The sequence below is a fragment of the Psychrobacter sp. AOP7-C1-14 genome, assembly GCF_052376135.1.
In the GTDB taxonomy this organism is placed as follows: Bacteria; Pseudomonadota; Gammaproteobacteria; order Pseudomonadales; family Moraxellaceae; genus Psychrobacter.
In genome coordinates this window covers 331,697-347,246 of the sequence record NZ_JBQSVH010000001.1, presented here as the reverse complement: position 1 = coordinate 347,246, position 15,550 = coordinate 331,697, and the positions used below count along the sequence as shown (strand labels likewise).

At 42.5% G+C, this 15,550-nt stretch carries 17 protein-coding genes and 1 other RNA gene; 5 read left to right on the top strand and 13 right to left on the bottom strand.

The annotated features are described in order from the left end of the window. Positions 1–22 precede the first annotated feature (22 nt). Positions 23–235, top strand: a complete 213-nt coding sequence (locus ACT3QN_RS01525) for a hypothetical protein (RefSeq protein WP_444522282.1) — start codon at positions 23–25, stop codon at positions 233–235. A gap of 135 nt (positions 236–370) precedes the next feature. Here ACT3QN_RS01525 and ACT3QN_RS01520 read toward each other — a convergent pair whose 3' ends face one another. Further along, complete coding sequence (locus ACT3QN_RS01520; RefSeq protein WP_444522281.1) at positions 371–1,774, bottom strand: L,D-transpeptidase family protein; 1,404 nt, start codon at positions 1,772–1,774, stop codon at positions 371–373. A 340-nt stretch (positions 1,775–2,114) separates the two neighbouring features. Between ACT3QN_RS01520 and prmB the strand changes: the two genes are divergently transcribed. Beyond that, positions 2,115–3,287 (top strand): 50S ribosomal protein L3 N(5)-glutamine methyltransferase, encoded by a 1,173-nt coding sequence (prmB, locus tag ACT3QN_RS01515; RefSeq protein WP_444522280.1) that lies wholly within the window; start codon positions 2,115–2,117, stop codon positions 3,285–3,287. Between the two features lie 152 nt (positions 3,288–3,439). After that, positions 3,440–4,543, top strand: coding sequence for a chorismate synthase (gene aroC / locus ACT3QN_RS01510; RefSeq protein WP_444522279.1), 1,104 nt, complete (start codon positions 3,440–3,442; stop codon positions 4,541–4,543). A gap of 134 nt (positions 4,544–4,677) precedes the next feature. Here the strand turns inward: aroC and ACT3QN_RS01505 are convergent, their stop codons facing one another. The 4 genes from ACT3QN_RS01505 to ACT3QN_RS01490 form a co-directional block, all read right to left on the bottom strand. After that, positions 4,678–4,878, bottom strand: a complete 201-nt coding sequence (locus ACT3QN_RS01505; RefSeq protein WP_444522278.1) for a hypothetical protein — start codon at positions 4,876–4,878, stop codon at positions 4,678–4,680. 115 nt (positions 4,879–4,993) lie between these two features. Then, on the bottom strand, positions 4,994–6,748 hold the full coding sequence (creC, locus tag ACT3QN_RS01500) for a two-component system sensor histidine kinase CreC (protein ID WP_444522277.1): 1,755 nt from the start codon (positions 6,746–6,748) through the stop codon (positions 4,994–4,996). Between the two features lie 16 nt (positions 6,749–6,764). Further along, positions 6,765–7,541, bottom strand: a complete 777-nt coding sequence (locus ACT3QN_RS01495; RefSeq protein WP_444522276.1) for a response regulator — start codon at positions 7,539–7,541, stop codon at positions 6,765–6,767. 240 nt (positions 7,542–7,781) lie between these two features. After that, a complete protein-coding gene (locus ACT3QN_RS01490) occupies positions 7,782–9,128 on the bottom strand; it encodes a glycerophosphodiester phosphodiesterase family protein (protein ID WP_444522275.1) in 1,347 nt (448 codons plus the stop codon). Between the two features lie 405 nt (positions 9,129–9,533). On the opposite strand from ACT3QN_RS01490, the gene ACT3QN_RS01485 reads away from it, so the two are divergent. Continuing rightward, positions 9,534–10,205, top strand: a complete 672-nt coding sequence (locus ACT3QN_RS01485) for an alpha/beta hydrolase (RefSeq protein WP_444522274.1) — start codon at positions 9,534–9,536, stop codon at positions 10,203–10,205. An 85-nt stretch (positions 10,206–10,290) separates the two neighbouring features. Continuing rightward, positions 10,291–10,649, top strand: a transfer-messenger RNA (tmRNA) gene (ssrA, locus tag ACT3QN_RS01480). 227 nt (positions 10,650–10,876) lie between these two features. Here the strand turns inward: ssrA and ACT3QN_RS01475 are convergent. The 8 genes from ACT3QN_RS01475 to ACT3QN_RS01440 form a co-directional block, all read right to left on the bottom strand. After that, on the bottom strand, positions 10,877–11,476 hold the full coding sequence (locus ACT3QN_RS01475; RefSeq protein ID WP_444528762.1) for a hypothetical protein: 600 nt from the start codon (positions 11,474–11,476) through the stop codon (positions 10,877–10,879). A 144-nt stretch (positions 11,477–11,620) separates the two neighbouring features. Beyond that, positions 11,621–12,775 (bottom strand): tyrosine-type recombinase/integrase, encoded by a 1,155-nt coding sequence (locus ACT3QN_RS01470; RefSeq protein ID WP_444528761.1) that lies wholly within the window; start codon positions 12,773–12,775, stop codon positions 11,621–11,623. A gap of 222 nt (positions 12,776–12,997) precedes the next feature. Continuing rightward, the gene (locus ACT3QN_RS01465; protein ID WP_444528760.1) at positions 12,998–13,513 is read right to left on the bottom strand and encodes a hypothetical protein; all 516 of its coding nucleotides are present in this window, start codon (positions 13,511–13,513) and stop codon (positions 12,998–13,000) included. Continuing rightward, entirely contained in the window at positions 13,497–14,354 is an 858-nt protein-coding gene (locus ACT3QN_RS01460) for a hypothetical protein (protein ID WP_444528759.1), read from the bottom strand. Before ACT3QN_RS01460 ends, ACT3QN_RS01465 begins: the two co-directional genes overlap by 17 nt. Before the next feature lie 2 nt (positions 14,355–14,356). After that, the gene (locus tag ACT3QN_RS01455; RefSeq protein ID WP_191114966.1) at positions 14,357–14,554 is read right to left on the bottom strand and encodes a TraR/DksA C4-type zinc finger protein; all 198 of its coding nucleotides are present in this window, start codon (positions 14,552–14,554) and stop codon (positions 14,357–14,359) included. Between the two features lies 1 nt (position 14,555). Further along, positions 14,556–14,681 carry a hypothetical protein gene (locus ACT3QN_RS01450; RefSeq protein WP_444528758.1) on the bottom strand — a complete coding sequence of 42 codons (126 nt, stop codon included), beginning with the start codon at positions 14,679–14,681 and terminating at the stop codon, positions 14,556–14,558. Positions 14,682–14,683: 2 nt separating this feature from the next. Next, the gene (locus ACT3QN_RS01445) at positions 14,684–14,974 is read right to left on the bottom strand and encodes a hypothetical protein (protein ID WP_444528757.1); all 291 of its coding nucleotides are present in this window, start codon (positions 14,972–14,974) and stop codon (positions 14,684–14,686) included. Between the two features lie 254 nt (positions 14,975–15,228). After that, a complete protein-coding gene (locus ACT3QN_RS01440; RefSeq protein ID WP_444528756.1) occupies positions 15,229–15,498 on the bottom strand; it encodes a hypothetical protein in 270 nt (89 codons plus the stop codon). Positions 15,499–15,550: the final 52 nt, after the last annotated feature.

Genomic DNA, 15,550 nt, shown 5'->3' with positions numbered 1-15,550 from the left:
CAGTAAAGATAAGGAATAACTTATGAACTGGCCATTATTTTCTGTCGTCTATTCAATGGCAGCAACTGTCACTATTGGGCTTTTTATGATTAGCGCTCTCATTACAGGGTTTGATGAGATATTTCATATACAGGTAGCAGTTGGATTGGGTGTTTTAGCGTCAATACCTATAGGGCTGTTCTTTACCAAGAAAATTGGTAGCATTACTGGCAATGAGGAAGGCTATAAAACATAAAGTCGAATAGTGATATAGATGTAGAGTGGAGTTATCTATCAGCAAATAAAAAAAGACCTCAATATTGAGGTCTTTTTTGTCATTATTAGAAGTATTTACTAATTAGCATTGAAGATAGGTTTACTGAGGTTCGATTTATTGAAGTTCGACAACCGCGCCATTTTCGATATTGGCATATACTTCTAGTACATCCCAGTTGGTCAAACGAACACAACCTGCTGAGCCTTGACGACTGATACCTTCAGGTACTGGTGAGCCATGTAAACCGTAAGAAGGCTTAGACAGTCCCATCCAAACGACACCGACTGGGTTGTTTGGTCCTGGTGCTATCATATGAACTTTCTTTTCAGCGCCTTTACCAACCGTTGATCTATACCAAGGCATTTTTACTTTATTGATGATTTTGAAAGTACCTTTTGGAGACGGCGTGGCATCACTACCAACAGTCGTCGGATAGGTAGCTACCAATTTATCATCGTTGTATGCATACAATGTTTTGTCTGCTTTATTGGCAACGACACGGTTGATACGTTGGTTAAGCTTTTCACGAGTATTTAGCACTGTGATAGTTTCGCCAGCAGTATACGTTTTATTTTTGTTTAGCTTATCTAAGTAACGTACATCCATATGGAAACGTTCACCCAGCATTTCTTTGATATCTTGATAATATAGCCCTTTCATTTTTGACTTCGCTTCTGAACCAGAAGGTGTGGTCGCAAACTTGGTATCGATATCGTCTTTGGTTAACGTATAAGTGACCAGTACAGGTTTGTTTGCAGGAATATTTTTAATCAATGCATCCCAAGTTTTTTGATCCATTCTACCTGTGGCTGACAAGCCTTTCATCTTTTGGAAGTTAATAAGGGCTTTTTTACTATTCATGCCCCAACCGCCATCGATAGGACCAGGAGAAGCGTGGTTCCAGTCGAGCAATGCTTGGATTTTGATCGTCATTGCTGAGTTGACTTTCATGTTAGGTGACCAGGTGGCACCATTTACTTGCTTAGCATAGTTCGACAAGTTCAGCGTTGTGTGTCTCTTACCATTTTTATCTTCGATATTCTTAATGGTTGGATCGTCACTGAAGTCTTGACGTTTTTCGTTCTCTGGCAACTCAAAAGAGAGTGGATCAGATGAGTCGATAGACGATATATCGCTAGGAGCAGCCACAGCTTGCCCTTCAGTGATGTCGTCATTACGGTCAGCTTGCTCATCCTTACGTGTCAACTCTACTGCGCTCATATTGTCAGCAGCTGGGGCTGGCGCGTTTTGGTTGGCTTCTTGCTTGTTATTAATAAGCTGGTTCATGCTGTCGACTGATTGTGCTTTCTCTGTATTTAGCTGTACAGTAGCAGCGCCATCTGAGCGACTACGGTTTTCTTGCACATTAAGGCTGACCTTTTTTGCAATATCTGGCATAGCGTCAGCCGTGCGTACTGGCAATGTGCGAGTACTATCGGCAGGTGCAGCAAGTGCAGCCACACTGGCACTTACAGCGGCGATAGATATAGCAGTAATAATAGGCTTTATTTTCATCATATTGAGTCACTTGTAGTTGCTACTAATGCGGCTATTATGCGCATAATTTCATTGTATCGCAAACTTTTGACACATCTTTTTGCATTTAAGACTTGCCAAACGTCAACTGCTGACGTATTCGCTACAGTTGGGTAATAATTTAACCAAGGTATGTATGACATCGTGCTTGATTCCTACGCAAACTATTAATTATGCGCACTATTTTTTATGCAAGTAAAAATGACAGTTATTGGCGCTATTAGAGGTTTACGTCTATAATGTATGACTGAATTTTATTTAATATAACGATTTTTAGTAAAAAACAATTTAACCCGCCAGCAGTTAATCCATAAGGTGCGATATGTCAGAAGACCAAACAATGAGTGCAGAAGAGTTTCAAAACCAATACTTCAACAATGAGTCTGAGGGCTTGGGCAGTGAAATGGAGTATGATTTAGAAACTGGGCTTCTTGGTGAGCACGATGAATTTGCTAACTTACATGCAGAGCTAAATGAAGCACGTGAGCAGCTCGTCAGTATTCGCGACTTTATTCGTTTTTCAGTCACGCAGCTGCGTAACTATGATGTCGTTGTCGCACAAGGGACGACCGATGAGTTTGCAGAAGCGTCAGCCATTGTCTTGCACTCTTTGTCTCTAGACTGGTCTGCTAATGAGCAGATTTTAGATTGTCGTCTGACCACGTCTGAGAAGCAGTTGGTATTAGGGCTGTTAGAAGAACGTATCGCCGAGCGTAAACCGCTCAGTTATTTGATTAACTTGTCATACTTCTGTGATTTGCCTTTTTATATCGATGAGCGTGTTCTTATCCCTCGTTCGCCAATCGCAGAGCTAATTCGTCAGCAGTTCCATCCGTACTTTGAAGTTACTGAATTGGCCAAACCATTGGGTGTCAGTCCGAACGAGAAGTCAGCGGTATTTTATGATCATGGCTTGGACGTGAAGCAATTGTCGCAGCCTGAGCGTATCTTGGACTTGTGTACTGGCTCTGGTTGTATCGCGATCGCGCTTGCTACTCGTTTCGTTGATGCGTTGGTCGATGCCGTTGATATCGATAAAGGCGCATTGGAAGTAGCAATGGTCAACGTCGACCATCATGACCTTGGCCATCAAGTGAACGTAATTGAGTCTGACTTGTTCGCCAAGATACCTGCTGAGAATCAGTATGAGCTTATCGTCACCAATCCACCGTACGTGGATGCTGCCATCATGGCAGATTTGCCGCCTGAATTCTTATATGAGCCTGAGCATGCACTTGCAGCTGGTCAAGATGGTCTAGATTTAGTACATCGTATTTTGTTTGAAGCGCCAGACTATCTGAGCCCAGATGGTTTGCTGATCTGTGAAGTAGGTGACAGCGAATGGGCATTAAAGCAAGCCTATCCTGAAATTCAGTTTGATTGGTTGAAGTTTGCACTTGGCGGGCATGGTGTCTTTGCGATTACCTATGATGAGCTAGTCTCAAATCGTCAATTGTTTGCCTCTTATGTTCAGCTATTGGATAGCCTTCAGTAGATAGATATTAGGTTGAATACGTCGGCTGCGTAAGCCGAAACTATAAGCAACAACTAGAATCACTCATCACAAGCAACATAAGCAATCATCATAAGTGGCATGAGTGGTTGGTCAAATAGTCATCAGTAGCGTTAACTTGTTTAAGGATAGTTATGGCAGGCAATAGTATTGGGCAGGTTTTTACGGTTACCACATGCGGTGAGTCGCATGGTGCAGGCCTTATGGCCATCGTTGATGGCGTACCACCAGGTTTAGAGTTATCTGCAGACGACTTACAAGTAGATTTAGATCGTCGCAAACCGGGTACGTCTAAGTATTCAACCCAGCGCCGTGAGTCTGATGAAGTTGAGATTATCTCCGGTGTATTCAAAGGCAAAACCACAGGTACGTCTATCGGTCTACTGATTCGTAATACCAATCAAAAATCAAAAGACTATAGTGATATCAAAGATACTTTCCGTCCTGGACACGCTGACTATACTTATAGTATGAAATATGGCTTCCGTGACTATCGTGGTGGCGGTCGCTCGTCAGCGCGTGAGACGGCTATGCGCGTAGCAGCTGGTGCTATTGCTAAGAAGTATTTGCAAGAACGTCTGGGCGTACAAATCCATGGTCACGTTACCCAAATCGGTAACGAGCATAGTAACATTCTAGATCCTAGCCAAATTGACTGGAAGTTTGTAAATAGCAATCCATTCTTTTGTGCAGACAAAGAAGCGATTGGCCGTTTTGAAACCTTAATTGATAACTTGCGCCGTGAAGGCACTAGTTGCGGCGCGCGTCTTGATATCATTGCGAGCGGTGTGCCAGTAGGCTTGGGCGAACCAGTGTTTGATCGCTTAGACGCCGATATCGCTCATGCGATGATGAGTATCAATGCGGTCAAAGGTGTCGAGATTGGCGATGGGATGGCGGTGGCAGGTCAATTCGGACATAGCGCTCGTGATGAGCTGACGCCAGATGGGTTTGCAGCCAATCATGCTGGTGGAGTCTTGGGCGGTATTTCATCAGGCCAAGATATCCGTGTGAGTATTGCCTTAAAACCAACGTCTAGCATCACGACTGCTGGTAAGAGTATTAACACCCAGGGTGAAGCAGTCGATATGCTAACCAAGGGTCGTCATGATCCTTGTGTTGGTGTACGTGCTACGCCCATTGCCGAAGCGATGTTGGCGATTGTCGTGCTCGATCACTATCTACGTCACCGTGGCCAAAACGCTGATGTACAGCCACCAGTACAATCAATTACTTAGTATTTTTGTTTTAACGTAATCAGCTCTTTATTGTTTTCAGTGATTTAACACTAGAAATGATAAAGGGCTTTTTTATGTCCAAATAAAATACAAATATTACTTAAATGCAATCAACGCGTTGAGTTAGCAAAGTATCAGGCTGCCAGTTGGTACTCATCAATAGCTACACACTGCTGATGTCGAAATACCAACAACAATCGCTGACTAGGAATCGCTAGCCAATGACCAAATTCAATACTATCGACGCCTTCGCTTGATAAGGTTTGTGCACAGTGATGACGACTAAGACCGATGAGACTCTTGATGATAGGGTTTTCAGTTAATTGATGTGGCATGGAATTTTTACTCCTAATTTGCTTTACGAATCTGAATAACGTCATCGTAAAACAAAGAAGTAGAAATCCTGTGTAGTGATGATGGAAAATTGATGAACTGCTATAAATCTTAGTATCAAGCTAGCGGTAGAGTGATACTAATCATCACACCAGAACGCTGGTTTTTATCAATATCAGTTCTAGCTTCATCAGTGTCAGCGTTACTATCACTGACATGGACATTATTGATAACTACCTGACCACCATGATGCTCAATCACTTGCTTTACTAAAGTGAGGCCAAGGCCGGTGCCTTTTTTAAGCATGTTACTACTATGGTCAGTCTGATTTGGCTCATCAATGTCTGTTTGATTTATTGCTTGAGAAGATGGTTGGCTTTGATGAGACAAGCTGAAGTAACGCTCAAATGCTTTCGCGACAGCGTATTCGGGCAGTAGCTTACCATCATTAAATATATCGATAGTGACGGTTCGGGCAGTGCTATGCAGTGAAATATCAACAGTACGCTTTGCAAAATGGATTGCATTGTCCAGCACGTTCTGTAGTACCTGTATTAACCAAAACTGGTCAGCATACACACTAGTCGATGCCAGTACTTCTACTGGTAAATTTGCAGTATTGGTCACGTGTTTATCATCGATATATATATCGATAGGGTTTAGGCTTTGTTGTTGCTGCTTAGCTGTATTATCTTTCACCAGACTTTGCAAAAGCGGTAATAGGGGGGTTAATTGTCGGTTGAGCTTGAAAGTAGGTTGTTCTACTTTAGCAAGCAGTAGTAGTCGGTCGATGAGCTGTTGCATTTTTACGCTTTGTTCACCTACCGTCTCAATTAGCATTTGCCGATCTTCATCATCCAGTTTATTAGCATCTACTCCATCGTCCTCCAACAGCTCGCTACTGGCACGTATCGCGGTCAAAGGGCTTTTTAGCTCGTGAGTGAGCGTATGGACATAATCAGTGACGTAAGCACGATTTTCGAGTCGATGCTTCATGGTCTCGATGGTATCTGTCAGACTATTTAATTCGTGGCCCAAATAAAAATAAGGCTTCTTGGTGTCTTCTGCCAATGCGCTGGTGTATTGAGTGACCAAAGTAATGCTCTGTTTGAGCCACCATGCTACTAGACCTGCCAGTATAAGGGCAGCGATGCTGATAAGTAGTGCGGTGATGAGCATACGGTTGCGTGTGTCATCTAAATAAGGCAATACGCTAGCGACAGGCTTACCGACACTGACCACGCCGATGATATCTCCAGATGTGTCTTGTATAGGCTGAGCCACATACATGACCGAACCATCCCGCTGCTGATAATCTCGCAGTGTACTTCTTGCGCCATACTGTCCCTTTAGGGTGAGATAGACGTCGTTCCAGCGACCGTAGTTTTGCCCTTCGTTATTGTCAGGTAGGGGTAAGGAATCGTAAATGACTATACCGCTATTATCTGTCACGTATATGCGAAAGCTACTGTAGTTTTTGGTTTGATCGACAGGACTGAGCGTTTCATCCGTCGCTGGCATGCCGACAAATGCAGCATCGAGTTGCGCTTGATAACTTTCATCATATAGCTGTCCTGTAGATAACGGTACTTGTAGACTGGCCGCGAATAATTTACTGGTATCTAAGAGTGTGTCTTCGATGACTTGCTGCGCTGTTGGTTTGACGTAGCCAAACAACTGAGTAAACACCACCACGCCACATATGACGAGCACTAACGCAACTGCAAGCCAAATTCTAAAAAATATACTTAAATTGAGCAGTTGTTTGTGTTTGGGTGCTTGCTGGGCAGTACCAATAGGATGCAGTTTGGCATACCAATTGCTTTGGTCGTTATCAGTAGCATGATCGGAATTGTTGGCTTTATTGTTCATGAACTAGCAGCCGTTATCAAGCGGGACATAATGCATAACCCAGTCCACGATGCGTATGGATAACATCAATAGTTGAATCTACCGTAGCAAGCTGTTTACGAATGGACTTGATATGACTGTCTATCGTTCGAGCCAGACGATGATCGGGATAGTCACTGACGGCGTTAAGCAGTTGTTCGCGGCTAAAGACTTGATAAGGTGCTTGTAATAATGCCAGCAAGATTTTGCGCTCTGTGTTACTCAGCTCAAGCTTTTGCGCTTGCCATGTTAACGAATAGTTCAGCGGTTGATAATGCCAAGTGCCAGATTGGTTTTCGAACGTTGATGCTTGCTCTGACACATTGTTCGAGGAAATACTTTCAACGTTATCTGAGTGGTTGGTATGAGTTCCTGACTGTTGAATCAGCTGTTCACGTCGCCAAATGGCTTTTAGACGGGCGACAAGTTCGCGTGGGCTGAAAGGTTTTGCACAATAATCATCACCACCCATTTCTAACCCTAAGATACGATCCACTTCATCGCTACGCGCGGTCAAAAACACAATAGGTAAATCTTTTAAGGCGTCGATATCAGGTGTGTGGCGTATTTGTTGGCATAGACTCAAACCGTCACCATCTGGTAGACCGACATCCATAATGATCGCCGATAAATCTTGTGCCTCAGGACGATGCAGCATGGGTAGTACACTACTGGCATTATCCAACCAGGTTATCTGCCACCCTTCGCGCTTGCAAGTGACCTTGAGCGACATTGCGATCGCAGGATCATCTTCTACCAGTAAAATATGGGTCATAGTCTCTACATCGTCTTATAAACTTAGTAAATTATCGTAGCACAAAAGAGCAGGTTGCTCTTGCTGCCACGAGTTAAATGGTGTGAAAAGTTAATGGAAAAGTAGAATGCTAAGAATGCTAAGTAGGTAATTTGCGATGCAGCCGTGTTAATACATTCAATAAAAAGACCAGCTCAATGAATAAGCTGGCCTTGGTAAGGAAGGTTAAGCGTGATTGTCTATTAATAGACTAAACAAAAACTATTTAAGACCTTTGCAGTTGGCGTAGTAGCTCACCGTAGCAGGCCAGTCTGAAAAAATGCCTTGGACACCAACGTCCTGCGCTAGTACGTCAATATAGTTCATCATATCACCATCATTATTGATAGCATCGCTAAGACCGCTATAGTACCAATCACCACCATCGGTTAATGGCCCTGAACGCTCTATCGACCAAGTAATAATTTTTAGATCATTGGCTTTGGCTTGTTTTGCGTATTCTGATGGCTGCATATTTCCTTTACCATCAGTGGTGACTAATAACCAAAGTGCTGGTGCAATGGTGTTGATGCCGCGTGCTTTGATATCCGCCAACGAGTGTTTCCAAGTGGTTGCGTCATCTTTATCAAATGTTTTATCTTTAGCAGTCTCATTGCTGTCATCGATCAGATAAACGGCATTTGCCCCATAAGCTGGCTCGTTTTTGATCCAGTAATCTAGATCTTCTATATTAAATGATTGGGCAAATACATCGCTTGCAGGTACACCTGCTGCCTTGTAAGTATCTATCAGCTGTTGACGATAGTCGTCCAAACGATAGCCATTAAACGGCATGGTCACTGCAGGTACTTTTAGTTCAGGTGTGTGTTTCATGCCTAGCTGGCGCGCCAACGCGATATGCTCTTTTAAGGTCAATACCTTGCCATTTTGCGAGTACAAATCTGTTCGCCAAGGCGCGGTTGCATCCATATACTCACTAATACTGGTTGCTTCTTTATCGCCAGCATCCATCTTACCCGTTAATGTTTTAAACTGAGCAGCACTGATATCTGAGGTGCGACATTCGATACTATCGGCATTAGTAAGTTTGCCTGTAGCATCTAATATAGGCGGTACAGTACATTGGTTGGCCAGCGGCGTGGTCAAAATATTAGTCGTGGTGTGCAAATCGTTTTGGGCGTGACGACAGACAAGCTCACCGTCATTGGTAAAAGCGACATCGCATTCCAAGATGCCAGCCCCCATTTGTGCCGAAGCCACGTAGCTGTCATAGGTATGTTCAGGCAGCTGTAATGGCGCACCTCGATGCGCAATAGAGAAATCAGTCTTACTTGGCAATTGTCCTTTGCATGCCTGTAGCTCCTCTTTTAATGGCCCCTCATCCATATCATTTATCAGATAAAATGGACGCATTCCATAGGTATATGCAACAGGTGAAGACGATTGTGGCTGTGATTGAGGTTGAGCTGTTGATGTAGGCATTGAGCGGCTATCGGTAGAGCAGCCTACTATCAATAATGAACTGATAAGGGTTAGAGGCAAGGCGATATTAATCTTAGTCAGTGTCTGCTTACTCAGCCCAAGCACTGATTTATTAGAAGTTGTCATGTAAAATGTTCCTGCAAAATTATAAAAAATTCCATCGGCTATATTGATAGGAATTAAAAGATTGATATTTGAGTGTTGGTTGCTACTTACTAAAAGGAGCTAAAGGTCATGATATTGTTGTAAGAGCTCAGCCTTGTAAGGAATTGACCCTGTAAGAATCTAGCATTAATACAGATACAATTGTAGTAAATGCGATAAATAATAGACAAATGACTTTATTTGAATTTGATAGTAGCGAAATTACTAGTTATAAAACGCACCTTTTTACTATTATTCGTTTAGTACCTCGCTATTGACCACGCTTTCAAACTAACAGATGATATTGACCATATAATGACACACATATTATTTGGCAAAAAACACACAAATGCTTAAAGCATGTCTCACTAATTATTAAGGATAACTATGAGTAACTATTTAGACGCAGTCGTCGTTGAGCACAATCCCTCTCAAAAAAAGATAGATCGCGCGGTGATTTGGCTGCATGGTTTAGGTGCTAGCGGTCATGACTTCGAGCCAGTTGTACCGCAGCTTGGACTAGCTGATGATATGGCAGTACGTTTTATTTTTCCGCATGCACCTAAACGTCCAGTCACAGTAAATGGCGGCATGGTGATGCCAGCATGGTATGACATCATAGAGATGAGTCTTGAGCGTAAAGTAGATGCGGCTCAAATTGAAGAGTCTTCTCAGCAAATACAAGATTTGATTGGCCGTGAGATTGAGCGCGGCGTGCTACCAGATCATATCGTCATCGCAGGATTTTCGCAGGGTGGGGCAGTCGCGTACCATGTAGCACTTGGCTATCCAGAGCGTTTGGCGGGCTTGATGACGCTCTCTACCTACTTAGCAACCAATGACAATATTGTGTATAGCGCTGCCAATAAAGAGATGCCGATTTTGATTGAGCATGGCACTCATGATCCAGTTGTGCCCGTCATTTTGGGTGAGCAAGCGCAGCAGTTATTATCAGCAAAAGATTATAATGTGTCTTACAATACGTATCCGATGGCACATCAAGTCTGTATGCCTCAGATTCAGAATATTGGCAAATGGTTAAATACTGTTTTGGCTTAATCTATCAAGCTGTAACGTAATGTAATGCAGACTACTTATAGGTTGAAACCTAACCAGTATCTCCTATATAATAGCAAGTCTTATTGGGGATGTTCTGGCTTCGACGCTGGTGATGAAACTCAATGATGCATGTCGAGAGTGTATGTCCTCTCGTTAATAAAACATATATTGTTATAGTCGCAAACGACGAAACTTACGCTCTAGCAGCTTAAATCCTGCTTACTGCGCTGCCGATTACCTATAGTTGGTTAGCCCAGTTGAAGCGTCCGCATATAGGTTCGCCACAAGGGATTGTCTCAATCGCTTGGGTTCAAAAGTAGAGAATCGTCCAATCCATCCTGACTGTCGGATCGGTGAGGACTAAAATTAAAGACAGAAACTAAACATGTAGATTCATGAGCGTAATGCTGGCGGACGCGGGTTCAACTCCCGCCATCTCCACCAAATATTAAAAATCCGATCACTTAGGTGGCTGGCTTTTTTTATGACATGATTTTGACATGATGGGCTGGCGAGAGAGTTTCGTTGTTTCTGCTTGCACATTATTTGCAAATTTATTATCAAGGTAAGGTGTGTATTAACTGAATAACAAAAAAACCACTGTAGTAGCAAACTCTAACGCTTTTGTATTGATATTAAATGAGATAAGTTTGCCCTCTCATTTTTTGATATTAATCAAAGCCAAACCCATCTTTTAGGGTAGGGTCAAGCTCAAACATATGTCTTTGAAGCTCTTCAACATCTTTATTAAAATCTCCCATGGTTTTGATACCTTTAGAAACATTGCCGTCTCCGGAAGGTTGCTTGGCAATTGCCAGTTGATGGTCTTCTTTGTGTCGCCACATAAATGCAGATATCACATAAACACAGTATTCAGATAGAAGCATAACTTCTGCGTAATTCGTTGGAACATCTGCATCAAAGTATCTCTTATCCAAACACGTTGGTCTCCCTTCATCATTATCGTCACGGAAGCCGTGAGCTAATATAGTGTTTCTTAAGCCCTGAATCCCGGGCCAGCTTTTAAGTCTTTTAATTGCTGGGGCTGTTATTTTCATCGTCTCTCGAATAGATGGATTGTCCTTTGCATAATTATTAAATCTTTTGTATTCATCTAAGAACGAGCATATATCTATGAGCATTTTGCTATTTAAAGACCATTTAAGATCTTCGTCATGTATATACCGTTTCATGACTTTTAAATCAATTTGCATCACTGTTTTCAATCCGGTTAAGACAAGAAGCGATTCCTGAAATTTGGTCAATGGCATAAGTTATCCTTTAGGTATAGTTGCATAAATGCATATTATGAAAAGTTTCGCTAACATTAGGATAGCATTTGAAGTGTGAGTTTAATAAATTAATGCAGTAGGATTAAAGGCTTTTTGATAAAACGGTGGGATGGCAAGAGGATATCAATCAGTTATTAGCTTTGATATCTCAAGTTTGTTTTGATCACCATGAAGCCAACGACCATAACGCTTAATAAGCATCTGTAAGCTATGGCCCAATTGGTTAGCAACAAACACTGGGTTTACATCAGACATAAGTAGCATTGTCGCGTAGGTGTGCCTAGCGTTATATGCTGGGCGATGTCTTACCCTCGTAGACTTCATTGCTTCAATAAGGCGCATACGTGCTGGCTTCTCATTGTAGAAAGGCTGGCTTGTCTCAGGACATATCATCACATAGTCATTGCTAAGCTTTAAAGCATCTAGTGCTTCAAACGCACGCTTAGAACGATCGTTTAAATAGACTTCACGCGTAGTGTGAGTCTTGGTAACTTGCTTCTCAACACCACGTACACGACTCTTGTTAATAATCACTGAGCCATTAAACCAGTCTATATCCTTCCATCTCAAAGCGTAAAGCTCACTTGGGCGACAGCCTGTCCAGAAAGCTACTTCGAAGTACCAGTAATAGAAGTGGTCTTTATCTGATAAATTTTTATCTAGCCAATTCAATAGCGCATCCATTTCAGCACGAGTAAATGGATCGGGCAATCCTGACTGTACCTTTTTGTTTTTAATCATAGCCATTGGGTTTTCTGCTGGCACGATTAATCGTAGCTCAAGCGCTTTATCGAAAACACCTCTGAGCGGTACCAGGCAATTATTAAACGTTTTGTCAGATTTAAAATCTATATCAGATATGATGTCACGTATCAGGTCGGATGTTATGTCATGAATAGGCATCAATGCCAAATGTGGCATCCAGTGCTTATTTAATGCGCTGACATAATCCTTTTTAGAGTCGGTATTGGCTTCACAATGCTTGAGGTATTTTTGGGCGACTTCTTGAAATAGAGCGCCATCACCAACGATAACGCTATCATCATTAACCAGTTCGCCTTTAGCGCTGGCGAGGTCTGCTTCTGTGAGCACACCCCATTCAGCCTTTGTGATTAGGTCGCGTCTAATTTTAGCAGCTGCTTTGATGCCTTCCGCAGTGACCGGGTGCGGGAGCGTGACGTGATAGGACTTACCGTCTCTGCTAAAGTAGATCTGAATGCGTCCCGATCTAAGCCGCACGCCTTGCGGTAACGTATGTCTGCTTGCTGTGTCATCCACTTGTTATATCCTCTTATTGAGTAATATATATTATTACTTTCTCGCGTCCAAACAACGTTTTCTGGCCAGTGTTGCTTACGGTGAGGAAGTTTCTGCTCAGCAATGCCCGTTAATTCAGAGAACTGCTTGGCGTCCACCCAGTCAAGAGGCGTTAAGCCCATTTGATGGAGTAGGTCAATTATGGCTTGAGATTCATTTGGCATGATTAAACCCTCGTTATGTCTACTTATTATTAATATTTTGCACACTGCACTGATAGTTGTCAGCGATACATAGTGATTTGCCATACCTAGCGACAACGCCATCGATTGCTGATACCCAATAGCCAGCTTTGTCTAGTACTGGTCTACGCTTGAAGTATGCAACAGCGCCACTCTTATCGATTGCACGCCATTGCATATCAGGATATTCCCAGCGCACTTCTTTGATAGATTTAGGCGCTTGAATGCCACCTCTTGACCTTGGCGCCTCTACAAAAATATCTGGCTGAACACTGCCAAACCGCGCCTCAAAGTATTGAATCAAATCTTCAGGATCGGCGTTCAAGTCGACTGGCTCAACCAAACAATGCTGTGCACCGTTCAGCGTTAGCAGGTTGTCTTTGATAGCAAAGCGCTGGGCATGCTTATGTTTGATAACACCAGACTTTGTTACTTCATCAAATACAGCGTACATGCGGACCGCATCAATACCATTGATAGTCTCGCGTGCTACTGAGCTGTTATTTAGTCTTAACATCTGCTACGTCCTTTGGTTTAATGGCTTTCGTAGGGCAAACGTATTGCCATATTTCGCCATCAGCGTCCATAAAGTTGTCATCATCGTAGGTCAGAACAGTAAATACTCTTGATTTAGACTTGGCGTATGAGGCTGCTGCTTTGTGTGAATGACGACTGGTACCGCACTCCACTGAGAAGCCATTGTTGATACGCGCTTTCACAATAGCTGCGTCTCGAGCTTCAGCATCCATTGTTACCGCATAATCCTCGCTGTAAGTTTCATTACAGTTGCGCAGGCTTGCAACTATATATATAAGATTAGATACACCGCCCAACGTAAAAATATTAGTATATCCATCTGTTGCTTTTGAGCTGTACAAACGAACCGGCGGCTCTTTTATTGCATTGCTTTTGCCAATTATTCTGCTTATCTTGCCTAGGTTTTCTAAATATCTACCGTTTACCAAAATGCATGGGTCTTTTTCTGTCTTGGTATCTGCTACGTATCTAGCGATTACCTTTTTGGCGTCAGGATACTTACCATCAATCAGTCCTTTGAACACTAAAAAATCTTCATCTTTAGCACAAACTAATTCGGCAGTCTCAATATTCAAGTGCACATGATACTTAGATTTGATGGCACGCTTTATCGAAAAGCGATCAAGGATGTATTCGAAATCACTGCCCTGATAGTCTTCGCAAACAATCCAACGCAACATCTGATGGCCATCAGTAGAGTAGGCCAGTAACTTACCTTCGCCACCAACAAAGCAAACGCCTTCTAGGTAATAACGAACATCTTCTTTAGCTGCGACACACAACATTGCTTTCAAGTAATGTCTGTTTAATGGAATTAGCATTATTATCTCCGCCCTTCAAAATGATTTTGACAGTCAACGCACCGGGTAACACCACCAATGGCGCGTCGCTTGCTTGGTATTTCTTCACCACAAGCTTGGCAATCAAGCAGTGACGGCATGTTAAATGTTGGTAGGGCACGCAGACGAGCGGTCATTTCAGCATCGATACGTTCACCAGCGCGATCAATATCATCAGCCATCTTAATTACTCTCCACGTTGCTGCCACAGATAGGGCAAGTCTTTGCTGGCATGTCTAGGTTTAAATCAATAGCCAACAACTCTTCGGCTAAGGCTTCCATTTCTTGCGGTGATTTATAGTCTGGCATGCTCATTCTCTCCCGTAAGCTGTGGATATAAACAGGTTGGCATGCTTTGCTGTACCTGCCTGCTCAGATGCCTCATAGACTTCTTCGTCAAACCCATTCATAGGGTCAGTTACGTAGTTGTCATCATCGCTGGCTAGATACGCCTTATGTTCGGCAATCAACGCGTCTTGACCTGCCTGCTGACGATTAAACGCTTCATTGATTTGTTGCACGCCAGCCGTTGCTGCTGTCATGCCAAGCACTAACAAGGTGAGAATGCCGATGCTGGCTAGAATGTCTTTGATTGAGTTCATAACGGTTACTCTGTGTCGATGTGATGCATACAATAATAACCATAGTTATAATTACTGTCAATAACCAAAGTAATTAAACATCAAAATAGTTATTTATTTATTACTATAGGATTAATATTCATTACTTTAAGAGCTTTAAGAGCTTTAAGGGGCTTGATTAAACTGTAAGTAATTGTTAAAACGAGATTTTAGGCACAAAAAAACCGCCCATGTAGGGCGGTTGTTAGTAGAGTTTGAGAAGAAGAATTTATGATTTAACTTTTTAGCCAATCGGTAGCGCCTTTTTGGACGTTATATGAGTGCCAATTACCTACATCTACTTTTATGACGAACAAGATATCATCATGATCAATGTAATTTAACAAAAAATCTCTAACTTGCTCAGATGTTTTTTCAGAATGTATTATCCACTGAGATGCTGTTGGTTTAGCCCAAGAGTCGTTAGAAATATTTTTAATACCACGCGCTATCTTTTCATAATCTCTGTTCCTAACTAAATCATAGGTTATAGAGTAAAAAGCCATTGTTTCACCTCGTGCTATCGCCAGTCTCAAGCGTGCTGACGCTGACGCCTAT